Annotated in this window: 9 protein-coding genes and 1 pseudogene; 2 read left to right on the top strand and 8 right to left on the bottom strand. The window is 29.6% G+C overall.

The window, feature by feature from the left end; all coding sequences use genetic code 4:
* Nucleotides 1–64: 64 nt before the first annotated feature.
* The 4 genes from ACM0IS_RS02250 to ACM0IS_RS02265 form a co-directional block, all read right to left on the bottom strand.
* Complete coding sequence (locus ACM0IS_RS02250; RefSeq protein ID WP_416755864.1) at nt 65–1,249, bottom strand: phosphoglycerate kinase; 1,185 nt, start codon at nt 1,247–1,249, stop codon at nt 65–67.
* A gap of 87 nt (nt 1,250–1,336) precedes the next feature.
* Nucleotides 1,337–2,440: a DUF3137 domain-containing protein gene (locus ACM0IS_RS02255; RefSeq protein WP_416755865.1), complete on the bottom strand. Its 1,104-nt coding sequence runs from the start codon at nt 2,438–2,440 to the stop codon at nt 1,337–1,339.
* Between the two features lie 4 nt (nt 2,441–2,444).
* Entirely contained in the window at nt 2,445–3,101 is a 657-nt protein-coding gene (locus tag ACM0IS_RS02260; protein WP_416755866.1) for a LemA family protein, read from the bottom strand.
* Nucleotides 3,102–3,252: 151 nt separating this feature from the next.
* Entirely contained in the window at nt 3,253–13,404 is a 10,152-nt protein-coding gene (locus tag ACM0IS_RS02265; protein ID WP_416755867.1) for a hypothetical protein, read from the bottom strand.
* 269 nt (nt 13,405–13,673) lie between these two features.
* Between ACM0IS_RS02265 and trmB the strand changes: the two genes are divergently transcribed.
* Nucleotides 13,674–14,282, top strand: coding sequence for a tRNA (guanosine(46)-N7)-methyltransferase TrmB (trmB, locus tag ACM0IS_RS02270; protein ID WP_416755868.1), 609 nt, complete (start codon nt 13,674–13,676; stop codon nt 14,280–14,282).
* Between the two features lie 54 nt (nt 14,283–14,336).
* Here trmB and ACM0IS_RS02275 read toward each other — a convergent pair whose 3' ends face one another.
* The gene (locus ACM0IS_RS02275) at nt 14,337–15,416 is read right to left on the bottom strand and encodes a DUF3137 domain-containing protein (protein ID WP_416755869.1); all 1,080 of its coding nucleotides are present in this window, start codon (nt 15,414–15,416) and stop codon (nt 14,337–14,339) included.
* Between the two features lie 642 nt (nt 15,417–16,058).
* Here ACM0IS_RS02275 and ACM0IS_RS02280 point away from each other — a divergent pair.
* Complete coding sequence (locus ACM0IS_RS02280; protein ID WP_416755870.1) at nt 16,059–22,010, top strand: leucine-rich repeat protein; 5,952 nt, start codon at nt 16,059–16,061, stop codon at nt 22,008–22,010.
* Nucleotides 22,011–22,265: 255 nt separating this feature from the next.
* Here ACM0IS_RS02280 and ACM0IS_RS02285 read toward each other — a convergent pair whose 3' ends face one another.
* The 3 genes and pseudogenes from ACM0IS_RS02285 to ACM0IS_RS02295 all read right to left on the bottom strand — a co-directional run bounded on the left by ACM0IS_RS02285 (nt 22,266) and on the right by ACM0IS_RS02295 (nt 23,439).
* The gene (locus ACM0IS_RS02285; RefSeq protein ID WP_416755871.1) at nt 22,266–22,727 is read right to left on the bottom strand and encodes an IS256 family transposase; all 462 of its coding nucleotides are present in this window, start codon (nt 22,725–22,727) and stop codon (nt 22,266–22,268) included.
* Nucleotides 22,627–22,994: pseudogene (locus ACM0IS_RS02290) on the bottom strand (transposase). The gene ACM0IS_RS02285 and the pseudogene ACM0IS_RS02290 overlap by 101 nt, the downstream one beginning before the upstream one ends.
* A 22-nt stretch (nt 22,995–23,016) precedes the next feature.
* Nucleotides 23,017–23,439, bottom strand: coding sequence for a transposase (locus ACM0IS_RS02295; RefSeq protein ID WP_416755872.1), 423 nt, complete (start codon nt 23,437–23,439; stop codon nt 23,017–23,019).
* Between the last annotated feature and the right edge of the window lie 42 nt (nt 23,440–23,481).

A 23,481-nucleotide genomic window follows, 5' to 3' on the forward strand; every position in this document is an offset into this window, starting at 1 on the left:
TATAAATATGTAAATAAAAACTTGCAATAATCAAAAAATAAGAAGCCTAAGCTTCTTACTAAAATTATTTATCTTGTACAGCTTCTACACCAGGTAATTTAAGTCCTTGAAGTAATTCAAGTGAAGCTCCACCACCTGTTGATACATGGGTAAATTTATCTTCCATACCTAATTTTTCAACAGCAGCAACTGAGTCACCACCACCAACTACTGAGTAAGCACCTTTTAGTTGTGCAATTGATTCACAAACAGCAAGTGTTCCTTTTTCATAGTTGACAAATTCAGCCACTCCCATAGGTCCATTTCAAACAACTGTTTTAGCATCTTTTAATGCATTTTTAATGTTTTCAATTGATTTAGGTCCAAGGTCAAGTCCCATGTAGCCATCTTTAATTGACCCTTCTTGCATTTCGGGTTCTACATCCTTGAATTCTTTTGCACAAGCGTGATCAACTGGTAAAATAACTTTGTCACCATATTTTGCTAAGAATTCTTTTGCAAGTTCAACATAGTCATTTTCAACTAATGATGTTCCTGTTGTTTCACCTCTTGCTGCCATAAATGTGTAAGCCATAGCTCCACCAATAATCATTTTGTCAGCAATTTTAGCTAGATTTTCTAAAACTTGAATTTTATCTGAAACTTTAGCACCACCAATAATTGCTACATATGGGTGTTCTGGGTTTGTAATTACCTTGTTAAGTGATTCAACTTCTTTTTGCATTAAATATCCAAGTGCAGATTCTTTAATGTTTGAAGAAATTCCAACGTTTGAAGCATGAGCTCTGTGAGCTGTTCCAAATGCGTCATTAATAAACACATCACCTAATGAAGCTCAGTAAGCACCAAGTTCTGGATTATTTTTTGATTCAGCTTTGTCATTTAAGTCTTCAAAACGTGTGTTTTCAACCAAAACAACATCACCAGGTTGCATGTTTGCAACTGTTTTTTCTAATAATTCACCTCTTGTTTCAGGCACAAATGTAACTGGACGTTGTAATTCGTTTGCTAGTTCAACAGCTACTGGTCTAAGTGTTTTTGAAACTAAATCTTCAGCTGATTTAATTCTTCCTAAGTGTGAGAATAAAATAACTTTTCCACCTTCAGCAATAATTTTATTAATTGTTGGTAAAGCAGAAACAATTCTTTTTGTTGATGTAATCACACCATTTTTTACTGGTACGTTAAAATCAACTCTAACTAATACTTTTTTACCTTTTAAATTAAGGTCATCAATTGTTTTTTTCATCGATATCTCCTCTATGTTATCTTTTGAAATTATATTTTATTTTAAGTAAAATAAATTAAAAAAATATAGCTTTTTAGCGCTATATTTCTAGTATAAATAATTAGGAATGTAAACTAGTTCAAGTAAAAAATAAAGTGAAAAAATATCTTTTAAAACATCATTATAAATGGCTCTAGTTACTTTTTCTGGTTTTGTTGAATATTGAGGAACATCAATTATTCCAAATCCTTGAGGCGAAATAAAAGCCATATAAATTAAATCATTTTCTGCATGTAATTTAATATTGTTAGTATTAGTAAACTTAAGGTTTCTTTTTCACATATTAGTTAGATTTTCCATAGCTAATGGTGTAAACATTGCGCGAGCCTTAAGCTCATCATCTGCTTTAAGTTTGAAAATCTTGTTAAATTCAGGGTTTTCAAGTGTAATCTTTTTCTTGTTTCCTGCAAACGCTTCAAAGTATGAAAATGATGTTCAATGTTTTGGATCTAGCGATCTTGCATCAATTTTTAGCAAAGTAGCATAATAATGTGTTTCACTATGGTGCACATTACCTTTTGAATCAGTATAAGTAGTTTCATATATTCAATGGGTGTTAGAAAAATGAGCAGGATACTTATCATCAATAATTAAAGTTTGACATGGCTTAGCCTGCACTAATCTAGCACCATTAGGGATATTTGCAGGCATGCAATTTTTATATTCAGCCATTGTAAAAACATGAGTATCTGGTGCAAATGAGTATTTAACTCCAGCACTTGGATCTTCATAGTTCATACCTTTAAAGTTTCAATTTGGTTGTAAGATATCAATTGTCATTTTATAAACATCATCTTTTGAAATCTTATTGCGAATCATTGATGAAATACTTTTAGCTGCAGACAATGCTTGTCATAAGTAAACTGCTGCAACAATAATAATTGGAAGAGTAATTACTCCAAATACCCCACCTACAATCATCCCAGGTTCTTTATCGCTAATAGCACATGGGATAAAAACACTTAATGTGATAACTAGTAATACTAATGCAACTGATCCTATAATAAAAAATAATTTTAAACTGTTTTTATATTTAGCATATAAAGGTGTTTGAAAACAGTCGTTAACTATTTTTTTAATAACAGGTAAGACTTTTTGGTCAGCTTCACTTTTAAAATCTGCATAGTTTAAATAGTCAGCTACGCGTTTCATTTTACTATAATCCTAATTCATTCATATCAACATCTTTTCTAGCTTTAGCTGAAGCTTGGAATAGAGGAACTGTTGATAATTTCATATTTGATGAGACAACATTGTCTGGTCATGTCATAATTTGCATGTTAAATGCATTTGCTTTAGAGTTATATAATCTTCTGGCAGCAGCAATTTCTCTTTCAAGATAAACTGTTTCTTCCATTAATTCTTTGTATAAACCATCTGCTTTAAGTTCTGGATAGTTTTCTCCAACAGCCATTAAACGACCAAAGATTGAATTGTTTAAGCTTTCAATTTCTTCGCTGTTAGCAGCAGTGTTTCCAGCTAAAGTTAATGAACGTAATTTTGCAACATCTTCAAATACTTTTTCTTCGTGAATTTTGTAAGATTTTACTTGTAACACAATTTTGTTTAATGTATCTGAACGTTTTTGTAATTGTGTATCAATTCCTGAAGCTGCTTCGTTGATTTCGTTTTGCATTCTTAAAAACTTATTTCTACGAAAGATGTATCAGATAACAGGAATAATGAAAATAAATGATGCATAAACAACAACTTTTGCAGGTGTTGATGCTTTAGCAGCAACTTCTGTGTTGTCTGCAACTGGTTCTAGTCCTTCTGGATTTTTTACTTCTGAGTTATTAAATAAATTTGACATAATTTCTCCTTTATTGTAATTATATATTTTTTTAAATTGCAGCTCAGTAATTTTTTGCTTAGTACTAAAATGTTTGCCCCTTGTAGCAAGAGGCAAAAAATGCCTAGAGTAAACTCCAGACATTTCCATTGCTTATTAATTAATTTTTAATTTATTTTTTACGATTGTATAGAATAATCATTCCTGACACTCATAAAATTGAGGAAACAAGTATTAGATATGCTCATCATGGCATATTTGATCTAGCTACTTTTAATTGTGTAATAATAGCTGAACGGATAACATTGTCACTAGTTTTGAAAGCAGTTGAGTTAAGAATGTTATTCAAAGCAGCCACTTGTTGTTTACTAATTTTTTCTTTTGGTGTAGAAAGAATATTGAAGTAATTGTTATTTTGAAGTTCATTAGCTAAAGCATTGTAATTTGGATTTTTGCTTGTCATGCTTAACGCTTGCGCTGCTTTACTGAATGCAGCTGGTTCATTATTAGCAAGTGCTTTAACCATTTTTTCAAGTTCGCGAGCTTGAGCTTGCAAGTTTGTCACCTTGCTGTCCAACTCTTTTGCTAATGCAATATTAGCAGGTTTTGCAACAATTGTCTTATTTGCTTTTGCAATAGCATTATTTAAGTTAGTTAAAGTTCTATTATAAGTTTTAGAATCCTTAATATCACTTGCTTTATATTGATTTAATGCATCTATTAAAGCATCTGCATTAGTTAATGATTGAACTAAACTATTAATATCAGCAACCTTTTGAGCTGGTGCATATGAGCTAATATCACTAGCTTGTTTTGAAATATTACTTAATGCTTGCTTATCAACGTTTGGTAGTGCGGTGATTGCTGTTTTAATTTGTTGACTAATATTATTTATTTCATCAGCAACTTTATTGTTTTGTTCTTGTGCTTGTTGAATTACTTTATTTGCGTCAGTAAGATTCATTGTTTTATTATATGCTTGCTTAAATTGTTCTTTTGCACTAGGAGATAAGTTATTTAAGCCATCTAAAACATGATCAATATTAGGAATTTTATCATCACCATTTTGGTAAGCAGTATCTGGGAATTGATTAATTTGATTTTCTAGATTTTTAACATCTCCTAAAGCCTTACTTAATGCATCGGTCTTACTGTGATCAGTTGCTGATTCCATTTGATTTACTACCTTAAGTGCTTCATTTGCTTGTTCAATTGCTTTTTGATAAGCATTTTGTAACGCAACTGGAGCATTAAAGTATTTATTACCATTGCTTAATTGGCTTGCTGAATCAATTTGTGCACTAGCTGATTGTTTAATTTGATCTAAATTCTGATTACCATTTAAAGCATTCAAAGCATTTTTTAAGTCAGTTAAATATTGTCCAATTGCTGCAGGAGCATTATTTTCAATTACTCCACCTGTAGTTTTATTTAACACTGAATTTGCGTTGTTTAAAGCTTGCATGTAAGCTTTTTGCTTGTTTGCATCTGCGTAAGTGTATTTAATTGATGAAATTGGGTTATCTTTTAAAGCTGGTGCAATATCTTGAACATAATTGTTTAATGCTTTCATATTATCTTCAAGTGAACTTGCCTTAGTTTTAATTGTTTCAATGCTATTTTCATTTACATTTGGCTGAGCTAATGTATTTTCTAATTCGTTATATAAAGCTTGTTTTTGAGCATTATTTAAATATTGATCATTAGCAATTTGAGTAATGATATTTGCAGCAATATTTGCTAATTCTTGTAACTTAGTTTGAGCTTTAAGTTCTTGTTGCGTGCTTGCTTGGTTAGCAAGCATTTTGTTTGAGTTATTTAAAATGTCATTTGTAAATTGTGGTAAATTTGCTGCAACAGGAATTGCTTGAGCAACTGCGTTAGCTAGAGAATTTGATTTAACTAAGTAATTAAGTTTATTTTCTTGGTCTCTTAAATCAAAGTAATTTTGGTTTTTAGCATTATTAGCTAGTTCATTTGATAGTTCACTTAAATCTTGGCTTAAAGCTTGTGAAGGAATTAAATTGTGACTAGCGATTTCATTTTGTAAACTATTAACTGTATCTTTCAATTCAGTTAATGTATTATCATATGCATCATTTAATTTAGCAGTTGTTCCAGCTAGCGTATTGGCAGCATTTTGATAAAAGTTTTTATCTTGATTTGGTGTGACTAATGCTTGATTAGCTAAGCCAATTGCTTGTTGCATTTCTTCTCTAAGCTTTTTAGCTTTTGCATCATCTATTTGATTATTATTAGGAGTAAATTTAGCAAGTGCATTCTTAGCTTGGGCTAAATTAAAGGCTAATGAATTCTTGTTAATTGCGTCCAATAATTTTTCGGTAGCAGAATTATTTATCTCAGTTGAGTTTGCTGAACTTGTTTTCGCAACATTAATTGCATCTTGTAATGCAGATGATAATTCATCAGATCTAGCTGTCACAGGAATTGCTTGAGCTTCTTTTATTGCATTTGCAAGATTGTTTTGTCCTAAAGCACTTAATAATTTATTTGCTTCTTGGTCAAAGAACTCTTGATTTTTGTCCAGCACTGATGCATCTGTACCATTCAACATTTCTAGCGCACTTTGTTTTAAGCTATTTAATTCATTAGAAACTGGTTGTAACGCTTTTAAAGCTTTGCTGTAGGCATTAAATAATTCTTGTTTCTTAATTTGATTTGCAAGAGTTTTAGCTGCATCTATGTAATTTTGTGTTGTAGATGCTTTGTTACTTAATACATCTTGTGCAGGTCCTAAAGCTAATTGCTTAAATGTCGGATTATTTTTTAGACTAGCAGAAACATTATTAATTGCATTTGCTAGTGTATCTTTCGCAGTTTCTTTATTAAGACTATCTATAGCCTTAACAATATCTAAAGCAGAAGAATCAGGACTATTAATTAATCCTTGAGCAGCTATCACTTGAGATTTTAAGCTTTCGCTTTGAGGTTTTACTGTATTGGCATTCTTAATCGCACTAGCTAGTTTATCTCTAAGTGCTGAAACAATAGAATTTGCAGCTGTAGTTGCTTGCGTTAAGCCATTTGCTGCATCATTATAAAATGTCTCATCTTTATTAGCTGTATTTAGCGCAGTTTGCGCAGCAGAGATAGCTTCTTTTAAAGCGTTTGCCTTGTCCACAACAGCTTGTTGATCAGGGGTTAATGTTTCTCCTGCTTTAGGGCTAAATTCTTCTAAAGTTTTATTTGCTGTTGCAATCGCAAGAGCTAATTTGTTTTTATTTAATTCAAGAATTAGATTTTCGTATGCCTGAATAACTAATTGCAATGGTTTATCATTTTTATTTTTTAAATTAGCAGCTGTCATTTGTGGAACTAGCGTGTTAAAACTTGAACTTAGAGCACGTGAGCTAGTAAATTGAATTGCTGCTCCACCCAATTGTACAATGGCATTTGAGTCCTGCATTGCATTTGCTAATGCTGCAGAAATTTGCTTTGGATCTAATTTAGACAATTTGTCTAATTCAACTTCCATTTTGTAATAGTCAGCATTTGCTGTTAATTTGTTATATACATTTTGATATCCCTCAGTACTTGCCACATTTTCTTGGAATGTAGTTTGGCTTACAGCATTTGGCACTAAACCTTGTAGGCTTTGAATATTTGAAATAAAGTTTGAATAGTATGCTTGAAGTGTGCTATCACCTGGATTAGTAATGCTTGTTTGTAATTGATTTGCATAAATATATAATCCATTGGCATTAGTATTCATATAAACAGCTGGTGTTTGAACTTCTAGTGCTTGTTTTAATGCTGATGAAAGTGTATTGTACGTTGAGCCATCTTGACTTTGGTCAATGAAAGCATTAATTTTATCCTCTCAGTCAGAGATAAATTGATCTGCATTAGCTATTTCTGCTGTAAACTGAGCTGAAGCTTGACTGGTTGGAACTAGACTTTTAGCCTTATTAACAAGTTGAATAAATTTATCCAAGTTAATTGCTAATTTAAGTTTTTCACCCTGAGATATAATTGTTTGATCACTTGCAGCTGGATTATTTAAAATAGTTTGGGATTGATCAATAATTTGTTTTAAAAATCCATTTCTATTATCATTTTGAGTATTAGCTTGTGCAATAATATCTTTTAAAGTTTCTCTCGCTTTGTGAACTAATAAAGCTCGATCTACAGAGTAATTTAACTTGTTTATTGCTTGAGTAACTTGTTCTGGACTTAGATCTTGACTAGCTATTGCGGTTGCATTATTTATTGCTTCCTTGATACTTGGAAGATTGTATTCAGTATTTGTAGCTGTTGCATTTTCAATTGCATTGTATAAAGGATTCTTAGTTAAAGCCTGTGATAATTTATTAATTTGATCTTGATATTGTTCCGCTTGTTTATTTGTAGCCACTGTTTGTGCATTTGCAAGAGCTTGTTTTAAGTTGTCTGATGGATTTGTAACTTGTTTAGCTTGTGCAATGAGCTTTTGCAATTTATCTAAGCTTTCAGCATTATTTAATTTTTCGATTTGAGCCTGAATCTGTTCAGATGTAGGTGTTTTTACACCATGGACCATATCTGATAAAGTATTTTCAACAGCTTTAATGCTATTACTTAAATCAACTCCAGGGTTTGTAATTTTATCACTATTAGCAAGCGCTTTATATAGTGGAGTTAATGCTATCACGTTGCGAGCTTCTTGAGTAAGCTTTTGAAGTTCTTGAGCAGTTGCATTTGGATTAGTAGCTTTATTTAAGATATTAGTTTTAGCCATTTGTTGATCAAGTGGAGAACTATCATCAATTGGTAATAAGATTTTTGCAATATCGCCAACTTGTATTGCTTGTGATAATTTAGCTAATGAATTTTTGAGTTCATTAGTCAAGTCTGTTGCTTGTTGTAATGATAAGTTTTGTTTATTAGCCAATTTTTCAGAGTATGGGTCATAAACAATTGCAGCTTGGTCTAGGGCTTTTTGGAACGCTTGTTTAAGTGTAATAGAATTAGATATTTGATCATAAATTGTTTGATTATCAGATACAAATGTTTTTGCTGCATTATAAGCTACTTGCAATTGTTTCATTTGTTCTGAAAGAGCCTTAATATCACTTACGGTGGTGTTATAACTTGCTAAAGTGTCTTGACTTAAAGCAGTCGCATTAACATTTGCTTGAATAGCATCTTTCTGCGCTTGTGTTAAATTAATATCTTTAGTTACTACTGAATTAATGTCTTTAGCTATTGCATTCATTAATTCCTTGCTTTTAGTTTGATAGTTAGTTAATGTTTTAATTAGAGGGCTTGAAGGTATGACTGTACTTGCCAAGTATGTAGGTTTAGTTACATAATTTCCAACTATTTCTTGGGCTGCTGCAACATCTTGAGCTAACAATTGATTATATCCATTTAATGCATCAAATTGTTTTTGTAATTCTTGTGTTCAAGCAGCAATTTGACTAGGGTCAGTATTAGAAATTGTATCTATATTTTCCACAGGGTTTAAAGCAGCATTAAATGCTTCTAAGTTGCTTGCCTTATTAATTAATAATGGATCGCTTACTTTTACTTGAGCAACTTGTGCAAGTAAGTTACGTAAAGCTTGCATTTTGCTATTTAGTTCGCTTGCATCAGATTTAGCTAAAGGCTTGTGTAATGTTTTGCTTAAGTTAGCATAACTTTTTGGTAAAGCATCTGATACATTCGTAATATTTGTTGTTGTAGTATCAAAAATATTTTGGCTTATAATAGATTGAATTAAGGCATCTTTTTGCAGCTTGGTTAAAGCTGTGTCAGCATTAAAGTTAGTAATTAAATTAGCTTTTAAATCATTAATTTGACTCACTTGGTAAAGAACAGCTTGAACTTTTCAAATTCATTGCGGTTGAGTTGTTTGATTAATATCAAAATCATTAAATGTAACTGAGTTTTGCGCCAATTGTATTGTCGCAATTGCAATTTGTTTATCACTAGTTGTTACATTAGGCAATGAATTAATGTATTCAGTCGCTTTTTGCACAATGAATTGATTTATCTTATAATAATAAATGTTATCTGCATTATTTGCAAAAGTAAATGTTGCTTGATTTAGTTTTAAAGCTTTAGTTTGATCTTGTGCTTCACTTTCGCTATATAAAGGTGTAATGGTTTGATTTACCGCATTAATTGCTCCAAAATATTTATCCAAAATATATTGAGCGTATTGACTAGCTGCTTGATATCTACCATCAAGTTTAGCAACAACTGCATTTAATGCAGCATTTAGTGTTTCCACATCTTGTGCACTATACACAAATCAGTTATATGGTTTCGCTTGTGCAAATGTAGTTGTCGAAAGAACACTTGGTAAGTTATTTTCTTTCATAGCTGAAACAAGATCACTTGTGGTTGCATTTGATGCAACAAATGAATTAATATTTGCTAGATTGCTTTGTAGAACTTGTAAAGCAGTTGATAATAAAGCAATTAATTCACCATTAGCTTGAGGCATTGCAAAATTCAATGACCCATTTGTTGCTTCAACATACTTATCATAGTTGCCTATTCCATAAAATTGTCCATTTTTGAATACTGAATTGCTTCCGGTTGTTAATGCAGCTACTGTATTTTGCAATTGGTTCATTGCTTTAACAATAGTTTGCATTTTACTATTTCAATTAGTTACATTGCCAGCTAGCACTACATCATTTGCGTTATTTAAATTATTGGTGTAGTAAGTGTCATATAAGTCTTTTGTTAATGAGTTATATTGTGCTTGATTTAGTCCTCCAACTTGAGGGTTTTCTTTAGCTAGATCTCTATATTGAGCATATAAAGTTTTTAAATTAGCTACAAATGCATTTAATAAAACTTTTTGCGTGCCAAGTAAAGCTTCGACATTTGCTTGACTTGTTAAGCTTGCAGCTTCTTGATCAAGCAATTGCTTATATTGCTCTAAAATACTGTTAGCAAGATGAGTATTTTTATTTTGGTTGACTTGAGCAATGCTAATTGTTGTAGAAGGATAATGAGTACCATTTTTAATATAACCCTGAGCATCAACTTGTCATGCATAGTTTACAGAAGCTGAATCAATTGTGGTATTAGGATAAATATAGATATTAATTCCATTTTGAGATACTACATTTCAATTTGAGTGAGAATTATTGCTTGTTTCAACTGACACAGTTTTATTTGTGCCATTATTTATTGTGCTAATTGTAGGGTCATTCTTATCAATACTGTTAGTTAAACTGGTAGTCAAAAAGTCAAAATTGAATTGAGCAGCAAATGGAGTTCAGCTTTTGCCTTGTGCTAGAAGGGTATCTTCTAATTGAGCTGTTGTTGCAATTTTAGCCATTTGAGCTTCTCTAAGTTGATAGTTCTCAATTAGCCGATATTTATTTACATCGCTTGCACTAGTTGGATTAATAACTCCATTTAGTTGTGCAATGTAAGCTTGCTTACTTTCTTCTGTTAGATTAGTTAAACTTTTAATTACTTGAGCAAAGGTATCAATATCAGTAGTAATTGCATGGTAAGCATTAGGAACAGTTTCAGGTTTTAGTGAATCAATTTGTTCTAAGATTTTAGCCGTAGATACATATGTTTCTTGTCCAGTTGAAGACCCATAAATTGTTTTAACTGCATTAATTTGAGCTAATAAGGCTTTTTCTGCTGCATCAAAGTTTTTAAAAGTTAAATTATTATTTTTGCCTTCAAGATTATAAATATTTGTATAAACACCATCCTTGTTTGTATCAACTGGTAAATATTTATCATACATATCTTGAGATTGTTGAACCTTGGTTTGCAACTCTTGCAATGCATGAATAAAATCAACTACTACTTGACGTGAATTTTGTCTTAAAACAAATTGTTTAAATTGTTCCTTGTATCATTGTGAGTAAAGAGGTAGAGAATCAATAATTGAATTAGCTGTGTTAACAAATTCAATTGATGTTAATTCTTGGCCTTGAACAAATCCAATACCCTTTTCTGTTTGCAATTGAGTTAGCACTTTGACATAAGTATCAATAATATCTTGAATTTTTCTGGCAGCTTGGTTTTTATCTACGATATTATTACTACTTGTATCAAAATTTGGAGTTGAAACATCTTTTCAGTTTACTAATGCAGTGTAAGCTTGCATATAAGCCTTTTTGGTTGCATCTGAAGCATATAAGAAGTTAATGTATTTATCAATTTTGTTTTTAATGTCTGATAAAGAATTATTTCAGTTAGATTCAATTAAAAAGTTTCTAACATTATTAATTACATCGCTAGTTCCATTAATATTAGCATTATAAGCTTCAATATCACTCATATTTGGAGCAGTTTGTAATTCGTTTTCAGCATTAAATGCAGATTGTTTTAAATCATTGTATTGAATTCATCATAAGTTTCCTGAATTAGCAAAGTGAGTTGTATTTCAATCGCTATATACAGCATCAATAAATGGTTGTATTTGATTTGGCAATAATTGTCTATTGTTGAAAGTATATGACTGATAAACATTAACTGGTGAAGCTGTACCAGTTCCTGCTGTATTTTTATTTGCAATATCAAGTAATTTTAGTTTTCAGTATCCATAGTTACTTCCACCATTAGAACCAGTTCATTGAGTATCTGAGTAGAATACAATTTGTCCGTTATATTTTAATGAATTCGGATCTAAGAATATTCCACCAAGGGATTGCACACCATTATCACTTGGCAATTGATCAATTGAGTGATTATTATTATTTGTGAAAAATTGAGCTGCATCTGGTTGATCAAAAACTTTTTTAAGCACTAATTTACTTGGATCCATAAAACTGTTATATGAATCAGCCATTCCTGCAGGTCATTTAGAAACATCTGTATTAAATACTAAATTCAATTCAAAGGTTTGGGTTCTTTGATTATAACTATTACTTTTGGCTTTAGCAATTACACTTGAAGGAATGCTTGAAATTAAGGTATCACCATAATAAAGCGCATATCCATAATTATTGGTTAGATATTGATTGTTTAATCCATTTTGATTTTGAATGTAGCTCGAAATAGCTTTTTCTTTTACTTGTACCATGATAGGTCTATAGTTACTACGCGTATAAGAAATCGAATCTGCTGCGACATAGTTATATCCTGTTCCTCCATAAGCAGTAAAGAATGCAGAAATTCCACCTTCGGTGTTTTGAGTATTTGTAAATGTATATGTGTCAGTATTATTGATATTGAAATCAGATTGATTATCAATGGTTTCAAATTCTACCACAATAGTAGGTTGATAACTACTTCCTCTATAGTTTTGATTTCCAGTACTTACTTCACCATAAAACACTGAACCGATATTTGTAACATTTTTAGTCAAAGCACTACCTGATGCTTGAGGTAAAAAGTTACCAAGTAAAGATTGTCATCTAGAATCTGGTCATCCACTTTGATTATTAACACCTTTTCATAAATAATTTACATTGTCAATGTTGTTTTCATAATTCGGATCAACAGTCGCATATTTAAGGTTGTTTAATTGCAATGGTTTATTATAAACATCATTGAATGTTGCTCCAAATCCTGGATTAGTGAAATTATCATAAAAAGGATTGTTACTGTTTAAATTAATTGTCGCTTTTATAAATTGGTCTGGTTCATATGAGTCTAAATTGTTATTATTATAAACATTTGGTATATTAATATTTCCAGTTGTTAATGGTGTAGCTGAGTTTGTATTTAAGATATCAAAAATATAACCACTAAAGTTTGCACCTTCAATAATTGGGTATGAAGTCGGATTATAGTTTGAATCTTTAGCTATCACAGTAATTCTCATTGAATTATCAACAATTTGCAAGTTCTTTGTTAAAGCAAGACCAAAAGCTAAGTTTCCATAGCTGTTTGCTTGATAGTAATTTGAAGAACTTGGTTGACTATTTCAGTTAGGATTCTTTGGAGCATAATAATTGTTAAATACTGCTCTTCATCTACGCTTTACAAGCTTTTTAGCATCAGCAAAAAGATTGCCTGTAGTTGAAGATGTAATTTCTTCAATCTTAACCACATTATCATAATGTTCGTTAGCTAAAGCTACTCTGCCTGAAAAAGCACTTGAATAAGCTACTCCATTTTGATAAACTTCTCGACTTTCAATTCTGTTAGATCATTGGTTTTGGCTCATTCCAGGATAAATGCTGCCAAATATAGCGTTTTCACCTTGTCCATTTCCGTTCTTTACTATGTTAATATATGAATCTTTTAAATAAGTTCCTGAAAATTCTGCATTATCTCCGCCAAATTCTTGTCTGCTGGCACTTGTAGAGGCTGAAATAACACCAACAATAGGTAGTAAAATAGCACTAGCTGTTGCTAAAGGCAAAATTATTTTCTTTGTTTTATTCTTCATTTGCATCTCCATTATTTTGAATTTTTGTATTAATATTCTCTTATATATATTATATATAAAATAAATTGAACAAAAATAATGTGAAATTACAAAAAGCCCCTTTTTAAAGGCTTATTTGATGCGATATAGACTTTTTGTTTAAATTTGAAATAAATATATTGACATTTTGAATGAATTATCCGCATAAAGGAAAAACAATGAAAGGGAAATTTAGAATTATATGTAAGTTTTAAGATTGCAATATCAAATTATCTTTTATAATTGTTTTTATGAGACTAAGATTTGACAAAAACGCAGAAAGCAATTTAAATGCTTCAGAATACTTAATTAAAGAATTTCCGATAGAATTAAACCCCAATGATGTTTTAGAAATCGGGGCCGGTAAAGGGGAAATGATTGCTAAACTAGCACAACTAAACCCAAATACTAGATATATTGCTTTTGAAAAATATCCAACCGTGGCAAATAAAATACTAAAGAAAATTAATGAAATGGGATTGAAAAATTTATTTATAGTTACAAAAGATGCAGCAAATTTAAATGAATTATTTACTGGAACCATTAATACAATTTGACTAACTTTTTCAGATCCATGACCTAAAAATGCACATGAAAAAAGAAGATTAACATATAAAACATTCTTGGAACAATATAAATCCTTATTATCACAACAAGGCTTCCTATACTTTAAAACTGATAATGATAAATTATTTGATTATTCATTAGAATCCTTAGCATTAAACAATTGAACAATAGTTGATTATACTCGTGACTTACACGCTTCAAGCTACAACGCTACTAATGTGCCTACAGGGTACGAAGAAAAGTGATCTGCTAAGGGTAAAAATATTAATTTCTTAATTGCAAAGCCAAATTAAAAATGTACTTGTGTTGTATGCAAGTACATATTTTCTTACCATAGAATAATATTTTTAATATAAATAGTTTGGAATGTAGACTAATTGCAACATGAAGTAAAGTGAATATATGTCAGATATTATATCTTTGTAAGCATATTTTGTAACCTTTTTTAAGCTAGTGCAATAAAGTGGTAAGTCAACTTTCGCAAAGCCCAAAGGTGAATTAAATGAAATATAAATTAAATCATTATCAGCAATCAGCCTCATGTATTGAGCTGAAATATGCTTTTTATTACGGAGTCACATATTTGTTAAATTCTCCATTGCCAAAGGTGTAAATAGTAAACGTGCCTTAAGCTCATCATCTGTTCTTAATTTAAAAATTTTATTAAAAGTACTATTTTCAAGATTTGCTTTCTTCATTCGACCTTCAAAAGATTCAAAAAATGAGAATTTGGTTCAATATTTTGGATCTAAATTTCGTGCATCTATCTTTATTACAGTGCAGTATTGGTCAATATTTTGAGAAGTACCCGCAAAATTCGAAACTCAACGAGCATTCGAAATGTGTGTTGGGTATTTACCATCAATAACAATTGTTTGACATTTGTCAGCTTTTGCAAGTCTAGCATCATTCGCAATTGATAAAGGCTTATAGTTCGCATATTCAGAATATGTAAAAACATGATCATCACTTGAAAATGTATATTTAGTATTATCACTTTTGTAGTCTGTTCCATAATATTCTCAATTTGGTTGTGCAGCATGAATGCAAGCTTTATATAAGTCATTTGACTTAGATAATTTTTCATTCAAATCTTTTCTAATGTCTTTTGTATAATCTAGTGCATTTGATAAAAATGCAAGTGAAACAATAATTAGTACTAAAGCAATAGCAAGAAATAGCCCTCCCACAATAATTCCGGCAAGATTTTTTTGTATTGCAGTAGGAATTAATAACCCTAAAGATAAAATAATTCAAGCTAGCGTTATAATTCCGATGATTTTAAAAATTTTTATTGCCTTCTTGTATTTTGTATATGCTTCAGTTTGAAAACTGCTTTCAAATAGTTCTTGAATTATTGGCGAAATTTTACTTTTTGCATTTGCTTCAAAGTCTGAATAGTTTAAAAAATCAGCTACTCTTTTCATATTTTATAATCCTTCTTTCTCTGTATTGATATCGCTCCTTGCTTTATAGATGCATGAAAAAGGGAAAACAATAGTGAATGCATCTTTGTAAAGTGATTTTTAAAGCAGATATCAAAATTAGCATATAAAATCATTAACTTTTAAATTATATATTTTTTAGCCTATAGTGATTTCTTTTTTAGATATATATTGTCTATTCCGGCAAGCCTTTGTATCAATGATAGGTATAAATTACAGCTATTTTGTCAGCTTAAAACATGCAAAAACAGAATTAGTTAGGCAGTCAATTTTAGTAATAAATGCATCATATTACCTAATAATGTTAAAAACATAATTTCTCAACACCTATAAATTCTTTTTCTACACGAAATTTTGGAAAACTTCATTATTAAATAAATTTATTATATTTTCTCCTCGTAATTATTATATAGATATTTTATCTTTGACTTTTTTGCAAAATCTTTAAAACATATTCAAATATAAACTTGCTTAAAGCAATCACTAAGACTTAAATTTAGGCTTATTCATTTTAAAAATGAAAATGTGGAAATAGAACATTATTCCACATTTAATCCTCTGTAACTAATTTTAATTTTGCAAAAAGAATATAATAAAAATATAAAAGTAAAGTAAGGAGAACATATGAAAACTAAAAAGAATGAAAAAATCAAAAACATCACTGCAGGGATAGCTGGACTCATTATTGGTTCAGGTATAGTTCTTGCTACTACAGCAGGATGCACTGATGGGTTTAAGAAGAATGTGAAAGATCCGGAATATATTAGTGACTATCAAAAGGCTATGACTGATGCAACTAATAAACTTAACACACTAACTGATCAAAATTTTCTTGCCAAGCCATATTTGCAAAAAGTTATTAAAGATAATAAAATTGCAAACCCAAATGGTGAGCCTAATGATAGCTTGAAGGATAAAACCAGAAATATAAAAGATGCTTTAGATAAAATTGACAAAATTAGTGCCCTTGAGGATGAAATTAATAACGCTAAAAAAATATCAGAATCATTAACAGATCCAAAATCTAAAGAAAAAATAGATAAGTTAATTCAAGACATCTTGAAAAATACAGATCTTAATAATGATGAAGATATCACGAGAAATGCAGGCATTATCAGAAATAACACCAAAGAAATTTGCGATGCTCAATTGCAAAATGAAAAAAATGAAGCATTAAAACAAGCAGCAGAAAACTTTTCTGATTTAAACTCAAATCAATTAAAGGATTTTGAAACTAAAATTAATAATTCAACATTAACAACTGAACCTAATATTAAAAAATTAGTTGAAATCTTTCGTGATTTAAACGTTTCAATGAAGGAATTAAATACAATTTTTACAAAATATGAACATATTTATGATGTTAATGATGTAAATAACAAAAAATACAAAGATGCTGATTCAAAAACTAAGAAGCTTTTTGATGATGCTTGAAATAATGCTAAAAATATCGCAAAAGATAAAGGCCTAAATGAAAACAAAGACCAAAAGACTGTTCAACAAGTTCTAAAAACATTACAAGGTGCCTTTGATAAACTTTCTCAAGGCCTTGATTCAGACCTAGGACAAAAAATTAATAATGCTATTAATGAAATTGATAAGTTAAAGAACATCAATAATAATCAAAAGAATTTCTTAAAATCTGAATTATCAGAAGCATTAGTAAAAAATGAAGTTCAAATATCAAATGTTTTAAATGATGCTAAAAACTTAGATGCCAAGATGAAAGATGTTTCTGCCTTAGTAAGTCAAACCATTAACAAAACTTTAGGAAATGAAGTACAAAACAATTATGATGTAGCTGATGATACATTAAAAGAAGCCTTTAAAGCTGCAGCTAAACCATTACAAGACGTTATTAATAAAGAAAAGGGTGAAAACAAATCTCTTGATGAATTAAATAAACTAGTAGAAGGGCAACAAGCTGCTTTTGAAAAATTAAATGGTGAAGCAAATATTAATAAAGCAATTAATGAGTTAAATGATGCATTAACTAAAGATAAGAACTTAAATACTATTCAAAAAGGTGTTTTAACTGTCGAAATAAATAATTTAAACAAAAACGAAACTAAATACACTTCCTTAAAAGACTTTAAAGATAAATTCCAAACTGCATTAAGCACTAAAATAAATGCTTTAAGTCAAAATATGAGTACTTTAAGTACATTAACAACTGAAAAAGCGCAAGTTATTGCAACACCAAACTTCATAAATGCTGATAAAGCTTTACAAGATGGATACACAAGTGAAGTTGATAAAGTACAACTAGACAAGCTAACTGAAGATAACAACTTAATTAGCCAAGCTATTACAAAAATAACTGAAGCCAAGGACAAATTAAATGGTGATGCTAAATTTACAAGTGCTAGAAAAGATATTATTGATAATTTAAGCAAAAACTATCCAAACTTAACAGAAACTCAAAGAACAGAAGCAACTAATAAATTAAATGATCAAAAAGTTAAATTTATTGCTAAATATGGAAATGAAAAAGATACTTCATTAGAAGAAATGAAAGCTGAATTTTCAAAAGATAATGAAGCAATGAAAAAACTTTCAGACTCATACAATTTATTAAAAGGTATTACTGAAAATGAACATAAATATCATGATGCATATACAAGTTTAGATGAAGAACAACGCAAACAAGTTGATGATGCAATAAAAGCAGCTAGTGATCTTGTTTCAGGTACTACACAAGATACCTTAAACTACGACAAAATTACAGATATTTCAAACAAGCTAGAAGCTGCTATTAACATGCTTGATAGTAAGGCTGGTGACAAATTTGTAAGTAGCTTTGATGAATACAAAAACCTAAACAACAAACAAATTCAAGCCTTCAAAGAACAAGCCAAAGTTGCTAAAACTGAAGAAAGTGTTAAAGCTCTAAAAGATAAAGCTTCGCAATTAGATACAAAGATGGCAGAAGTTAAAACATTAGTTGCAGATAAACTTAACAAAACTTTAGGAAATGAAGTACAAAACAATTATGATGTAGCTAATGATGAATTAAAAGAAGCCTTTAAAGCTGCAGCTAAACCATTACAAGATGTTATCAATAAAGAAAAGGGTGAAAACAAAACTCTTGATGAATTAGACAAACTAGTAGAAGGGCAACAAGCTGCTTTTGAAAAATTAAATGGTGAAGCAAATATTAATAAAGCAATTAAAGAATTGAATGACGCATTAACTAAAGATAACAATTTAAATGCAATTCAAAAGCAAGCTTTAACAGCCGAAATAAATAATTTAAGTAAAAACGAAACTAAATATAGCTCTTTAAAAGATTTTAAAGATAACTTCCAAACTGCATTGAGCACTAAAATAAATGCTTTAAGTCAAAATATGAGTACTTTAAGTACATTAACAACTGAAAAAGCGCAAGTTATTGTAACACCAAACTTCATAAATGCTGATAAAGCTTTACAATATGGATACACAAGTGAAGTTGATAAAGTACAACTAGACAAGCTAGCTGAAGATAACAGTTTAATTAGCCAAGCTATTACAAAAATAGCTGAAGCCAAAGACAAATTAAATGGTGATGCTAAATTTGCAAGTGCTAGAAAAGAAATTATTGATAATTTAAGCAAAAACTATCCAAACTTAACAGAAACTCAAAGAACAGAAGCAACTAATAAATTAAATGATCAAAAAGTTAAATTTATTGCTAAATATGGAGATGAAAAAGGTACTTCATTAGAAGAAATGAAAGCTGAATTTTCAAAAGATAATGAAGCAATGAAAAAACTTTCAGACTCATACGATTTATTAAAAGGTATTAACAAAAATGAACATAAATATCATGATGCATACACCAGTTTAGATGAAGAACAACGCAAACAAGTTGATGATGCAATAAAAGCAGCTAGCGATCTTGTTTCAGGTGCTACACAAGATACCTTAAACTACGACAAAATTACAGATATTTCAAACAAACTAGAAGCTGCTATTAACATGCTTGATGCTAAAACTACTGACAAACTTGTAAGTAGCTTTGATGAATACACAAACCTAAACAACAAACAAATTCAAGCCTTTAAAGATCAAGCTAAAGTTGCTAAAACTGAAGAAAGTATTAAAGCTCTAAAAGATACAGCTTCACAATTAGATGCAAAGATGGCGGAAGTTAAAACATTAGTTGCAGATAAACTTAACAAAACTTTAGGAAATGAAGTGCAAAACAATTATGATGTAGCTAATGATGAATTAAAAGAAGCGTTTAAAGCTACTGCTAAACCATTACAAGATGTTATTAATAAAGAAAAGGGTGAAAACAAAACTCTTGATGAATTAGACAAACTAGTAAAAGATCAGGAAACTGCATTTGACAAACTAAATGGTTACTCTAATATGGATAATGCAATTACTGAGCTAACTAACTATATTAATTCTGCAGAATTAAGTGATGAACAACAAAATGCATTAATTGCAAAAGTTAATAAAATAAAAGAAAACACAAGCATTAAATATGCTTCCTTAGCAGACTTTAACACAAGATTTAAAGATGTAATGAAAAAAGAAATTGATGATTTAGTTTCAAATATAAAGACTTTAAAGACATTAAAAAATGAAAAAGCAGATGTTGAACAAAGTCCTAACTATTGAAATGCAGATAGCAATTATCAAAACAATTATGTAAATTCATTCGATAACGTTGACAAAGGAATATTATCCGCTGACCTCAAAGAAGTTGAAGGATATGTTAATAAAATAACAACCGCAAAAAGTGATTTAAATGGTGATGTTAAACTTGAAAATGAAAAAAATAAAGTATTAGAAAGTTTTGATGAAACTTATCCAGAACTTAATGTAGCGCAAAAAGGATTTGCATTAACTTACTTAAATCCAAAAGATAAAACTATTAAGCTTATTAATGAAAATAGTAAAGTTAAAGCACCATCAATTGAGGAATTTAAAAAACTTTCAGAAGATTTAAACGAAGCAATGAAAAAGCTTAATAATTTATATAATCAAGTTAAAGATATAAAATCTGAAAGTGATACTAATTATGAAAACTATGCACTTTCAGATGAAGAATTCAGAACCGAATTTGATGAAGCATTTAACAACGTTTGAATGCTTACAAAGTCAAATGAACACAGTAAGTATGCAGCTATAAAAGGTGTAACAAAACCTTACCAAACCCTTTTGGATGCATTTAATAGTTTAAATGGTAACACTAATAAAGAACTAAAGATTACAGCATTAAATGATGTACTTGCAAAAGCTAAAAATTTAAATCCAGTCCAAAGAAATGATTTTAAACAAGCAATTGAAGGAATCAAGAAGACAAAATATAATTCAGAAGCAGAATTAGATAAGCAATGTAATCTTATTAAGGAACAAATAACTAATCTAAACACTAATATGCCGGCACTAAAAACAGCAATAGATGAAAAAGAAAATACATTAAAAACTGATAACTATATATACTCTGATGAAGAATTAAGAAGCAGCTATACTGATGCTGTTCTAGACGCCAAAGCAAACTATGAAACATATACAAATACCCAAGATATAGCAAAAATTACCGAAAATATCGACACTCAAAAGAAAAACCTAAATGGTGATGCTAAATTAGAAAAAGCTAAAAAATGAACTGAATACAGTAATTTAAATAATGCTCAATTAAGTTCAATGAAAGAACAGCTAAAAACTCATAAATTTGAAGAAGTTGATACTGTTGCTAAAACATTAAACGATAAAATGCATGAGCTTAGTGACTTAGTTGCAAAAGCTGAAGCTATAAAAACAGATATAAAATACATTAACGACTCTACTGATCACAAGGAATTTGACAAAGAATTAGAAGCAAGCAAAAAGCTTTTAAATAAAACTGATGGTGAAAATAAAAATCTTAATGAAACCAATGAACAAATTAAAACACTTAACGAAAAATATAACGCATTAAATGGAAAAGACTTCGAAATTTTCAAAGGGGATCCAAACGATGGTATTTTGGCAAAATGAAAAGGTCCAATCAATAAACCTGCAAACATTGATAACAGAGTCAAAGTAATAGGAAAAGATGTCTTTACTGAATTACAATCTTTACGTGAAGTATCATTGCCTGATAGTGTAGAAGAAATTAAACCATCTGCATTAGCAAATATGCGCAATTTAACAACTATATCAATACCAGATAGCGTAACAAAAATTGGTGAAGGAGCATTTTATAATGATACTGCATTAGAATCTATTAAATTGTCTTCAAATATTACAAAAATTAGTAATCAAATGTTTAGAAATGCATTTTCTCTTAAGGAAATTGTTATACCAGATAAAGTAACCGAAATAGAAGACCAAGCATTTCAAGATTGTGCTTCTTTAGAAAAAGTAACTATACCAGAATCTGTTACAAAGATCGGTCTATCCGCATTTAATGGATGTAAAAACCTAAAAAGTATTATACTACCCAAGAATATTGATGCTGGTTTAGTTGGCGAATCTGTATTCAAGGGATGTACAAGTTTAACAGAAGTGACGATGCCAAAAAAACTCGGAAATTACAAGAAATATTATTTCAAAGGTGAAGAAAATCACATTACTTTCAAATATTACGAAGATTAATAAAATAGTTATTTAATAAGCTAAATACATAATAAATTTCATTTGTAAAGTTGGCAAAAAATTGCCAGCTTTTTTATATTTTGATCAAGATACTATAAATAATTTTGTGTAAATTTGTAAAGATAAGTTTTATAATTCTTATGGTATACAAATTATACATAATTTATTAAATGTTTTTAAACCCACAATGTTTGTATTGAGAATTCTTAAAATTGTACTCTTCAAACATTGCAACAAGTATTTTCTCCGCAGCTTCTACTGTGGAGAATTGTTTTTACCCTTTAATTGTCTTTTTATTTGTGAATTTAATGCTTCTATTAAGTTAGTCGTATATATTGATTTTCGTATTGCATAAGGAAAAGAATAGAACGCAAATAAATCATCCGCAATTTTAAGGAGTCCTCTTGTAATGTTTGGGTATTTCTTGTTTCACTTATTTAAAAATGAATTGAATTTTTGAATAGCTTGTTCTTCATCGGTTTGATTGTAAATTAATTTTAAGTCTTGGATAATTTCAAAATTATCTGATGGTTTCACTTTTGTAGATATATTACGAGATATATGCGTTCAACATCTTTGAAATTTAGTAGATGGAAAGTTTTTGAAGATTACATCTTTAATTCCGGCTAATCCATCAGTAACAAAAAGTTCGACGTTCTCAACACCACGATTCTTTATATCTTGAAGTATTTCATCTCAGCTTGTTTGCGCTTTCATTAGGATTAATATCAAAAGCTAGTACCTCTTTATTTCCTTCAAGGCTTATACCGAGTGCTATATAAACAGCTTCTTTGCTATATGTACCACGTTTAATGCTCAAAAATGTTGCATCCAAGTAGACAACTTTATATTCTTTTTAAGTTGTCTTTTCTTAAATTCTTCAACATTTACCAAAAATTTATCAGTTATATTTGTTATAGATTGTTTAGATAACTGCTTTCCAAATAAATCAGTCGTGACATCGATAATATCTGAATAATCCATTCCCTTTTAAATAAAATTTTGACTAATTTTGTCACTTCTTCTTGTGTTCTTTGATATTTTTAATTAGTTTATTATTGAAATCCCCATTTCTATCTCTAGGAATATTTAGTTCAATTTCTCCGATTTCTAATAATAATTTTCTTGTGTAGTACCCATTTCTATAATTATCAGTATCTGCTCTTTTGTATTTCTCGTATTTAAGAAATTCAGTTAATCCATCTTTTAATAGTTCGTTTAATATATGTTGAATATCGTTTTTGTATTGTTCAAGCATTAGTTTCATAAAGTCATCAATACTATTTATACTTTTAGAAAAGTTTTTAATAAAATCTTGGTTTAATAGTTTAAAATTATTCATAGATAAGTTCCTTTCTTGTTCAAAAAAATTATAAGGTAACTTATCTTTTCTTTTTACCCTTTTTTGGGTAATTTTAAATTTACACAAGATTTTGGATAGTATCTTGATCAATGTATCTACATGGCCTTA

This window comes from Mycoplasma aquilae ATCC BAA-1896 (genome assembly GCF_048074525.1).
Lineage (GTDB): Bacteria > Bacillota_I > Bacilli_A > Mycoplasmatales > Metamycoplasmataceae > Mycoplasmopsis > Mycoplasmopsis aquilae.